The 2,236-nt window shown below is 56.5% G+C and carries 5 protein-coding genes; all 5 read right to left on the bottom strand.

All coding sequences use genetic code 11. The features are described from left to right. Window positions 1-353 (bottom strand): serine hydrolase (locus R7Q41_RS23840; protein ID WP_318144691.1); only part of this gene is annotated, 353 nt, incomplete at its 3' end. Window positions 354-436: 83 nt separating this feature from the next. Further along, window positions 437-1,000 carry an AacA4 family aminoglycoside N(6')-acetyltransferase gene (locus R7Q41_RS23835; protein ID WP_318144692.1) on the bottom strand — a complete coding sequence of 188 codons (564 nt, stop codon included), beginning with the start codon at window positions 998-1,000 and terminating at the stop codon, window positions 437-439. 146 nt (window positions 1,001-1,146) lie between these two features. Continuing rightward, the gene (locus R7Q41_RS24560) at window positions 1,147-1,290 is read right to left on the bottom strand and encodes a hypothetical protein (protein WP_411979069.1); all 144 of its coding nucleotides are present in this window, start codon (window positions 1,288-1,290) and stop codon (window positions 1,147-1,149) included. Continuing rightward, window positions 1,233-1,943, bottom strand: a complete 711-nt coding sequence (locus tag R7Q41_RS23830; RefSeq protein ID WP_318144690.1) for a DNA-primase RepB domain-containing protein — start codon at window positions 1,941-1,943, stop codon at window positions 1,233-1,235. The genes R7Q41_RS24560 and R7Q41_RS23830 overlap by 58 nt, the downstream gene beginning before the upstream one ends. Then, a partial coding sequence (locus R7Q41_RS23825; RefSeq protein ID WP_318144689.1) for an IncQ-type mobilization protein MobB occupies window positions 1,919-2,236 on the bottom strand: 318 nt, incomplete at its 5' end. The genes R7Q41_RS23825 and R7Q41_RS23830, both read right to left, overlap by 25 nt.

Genomic DNA, 2,236 nt, shown 5'->3' with positions numbered 1-2,236 from the left:
AAAGTTGTTCCATTAGGGAATTCCTCTTTAATCGGACTCCACATTTTAGGCAAAAGGTCTTGAGGGGTAATCTCTATTTTTTGTTCAAAAGAAAGATTCCCTTTATCTATCTCAGACAAAACGGCTAAAGCAATCGGAAATTTCATAACGCTTTGCATCGGGAAATGGAAGTCGTTATTAATCTTCAAAGTATCCTTCTCATTGCTGTTGAATATTGCTACTCCTATTCTGGCATTTTTTGCCTTTAAAACATTCTCAATTTTCAAAGTTAAGTTGTCAGTTTGAGCATTTGAATACGCAATTGTAAAAAATAAACTTAACAATACTAATAATATCCTTTTTACGATTTTCATATGTCTGTACTCCTATCTGGTTAAATTACCGCTAACACCTGAATTAAGCCGCGCCGCGAAGCGGCGTCGGCTTGAATGAGTTGTTAGGCAACACCGCGCTTTCTCTCGAAGGCTTGTCGTGTTTGAACCATGTAAACCGCCGGCCCGTCAGGCGTGGTGATGATCTTCTCCCGCACGAATCCTGCCTTCTCATAGCAGCGTATGGCTCGATGGTTGTTCGGAGTCGGGTCGGTCTGAATCTTCGTCACGGTGGGGTCCGAGAACAGTAGTTCAACGAGAGCGCGGACAAGCCTTGTTCCTAGGCCTTTGTTCAACTGTGTCGGGTCAGCCAGAGACTGGTCTATTCCTCGCACTCCTGGATCAGTTTCATCTTCCCACCAGCCATCACCGCTTCCGAGCGCGACGTACGACTGAGCATAGCCGATCGGTTCCCCGCCCAGCATTGCGATGTACGGTGTTACGGACTCTTCCGCCATCGCTCTGGGCAGGTAGTGTTCCAGCACTTCATCAAGAGTCGGTCGCTCTTCGTCACCACCCCACCACTCAACGATGTGCGGCCGGTTGAGCCAATCATGGAGCATCGGCAGGTCGCGCTCGGTCATGAGGCGAAGAGTTATGGGGGGGGTGCTCGCGGCCTTGCGGCCCATGGCTCGCTGCTGTTCGGCAAAGCGGGCCTGTCGTATAGCGTTAGGGGTGGCCAGCAGGTTGCCGGTACGCTTGTCGTGTTGGTCTTTCATATTTCCTCCGCATTAGAGCTAACACCATAACAGGCATTAGCTCTAATGCAAGTGTTTTATCCTAATGTCGGCCCTCGGTACTGCTGTTTCTCGGCCTGCTTCGCCAGCTCGGCGCGGGCCTCCTGCACCTGCGGCAGCTCCATCACCTTCTGCACCGTACGCTTGATGTAATCGGCCTCATGGCCTGCCTTGCGCTCCATGATCGCGGGGCGGTGATCTCGGCTAGTCGTGCCGTCCGTTCCTGTTGGCGCTTAATGCTGTCCAGCACCTGCCCGGCCTGCTGCATCAGCTCCGGCCCTGCGGTGGCGGTCTTGCCCTTGGATTCACGCAGCAGCACCCACGGCTGATAACCGGTGCGGGTGGTGTGCTTGTCCTTGCGGTTGGTGAAGCCCGCCAAGCGACCATAGTGGCGGCTGTCGGCGCTGGCCGGGTCGGCGTCGTACTCGCGGGCCAGCTTCCGGGCGATTACGCCCCTGTGACCTGCTGGGGCGTCCTGAGCCACTTTTACCCATGCCTGATAGTTCTTGGGGCTGGTCTCCACGATCAGCGCCGGCTCCCGGCCCTCGGCTTTCATGTCATCCAAGTCGAACTCACTGAGATCGTCCACCAGCACCAAACCATGCCGCTCCTGCTCGGCGGGCCTGATATACACGTCATTGCCCTGGGCATTCATCCGCTTGAGCCATGGCGTGTTCTGGAGCACTTCGGCGGCTGACCATTCCCGGTTCATCATCTTGCCGCTGGCGGCATCCCGTATGCCGATGTCGTACCGGTCGCAGCCCATGGCCTTGAGCTGCCGGGCGATGGCTTGCGCGGTGCGGTCACCCTTTACTTGAGCTTGAAAACCAGCCATATACCCCCCTGTTGTTCGATGATTTGCGGCTCCAGCCAAAGCCATGATGCGATCAGCAGCGCCAGAATAGGCGTCACGGAAGCGATCAAGACCCCGGCCCACAACTTCCATGTCCAGCCACGGGCGGCGCTCCGGGCGCTCTGCGCGGCGCTGCTCACCTCGGCGGCTACCTCCCGCAACTCCTTGGCCAGCTCCACCCATGCCGCCCCTGTCTGGCGTTGGGCTTTCAGCCACTCCGCTGCCTGCGCCTCGCTGGCCTGCTGAGTCTGGCTCATGACCTGCCGGGCCTCGTC

Origin of the sequence: Vibrio sp. 2096, from assembly GCF_033339595.1 — a bacterium.
Taxonomy (GTDB): domain Bacteria; phylum Pseudomonadota; class Gammaproteobacteria; order Enterobacterales; family Vibrionaceae; genus Vibrio; species Vibrio alginolyticus.
The sequence above is the reverse complement of the archived record's forward strand: the minus strand, read 5'-3'. Positions and strand labels throughout refer to the sequence as shown.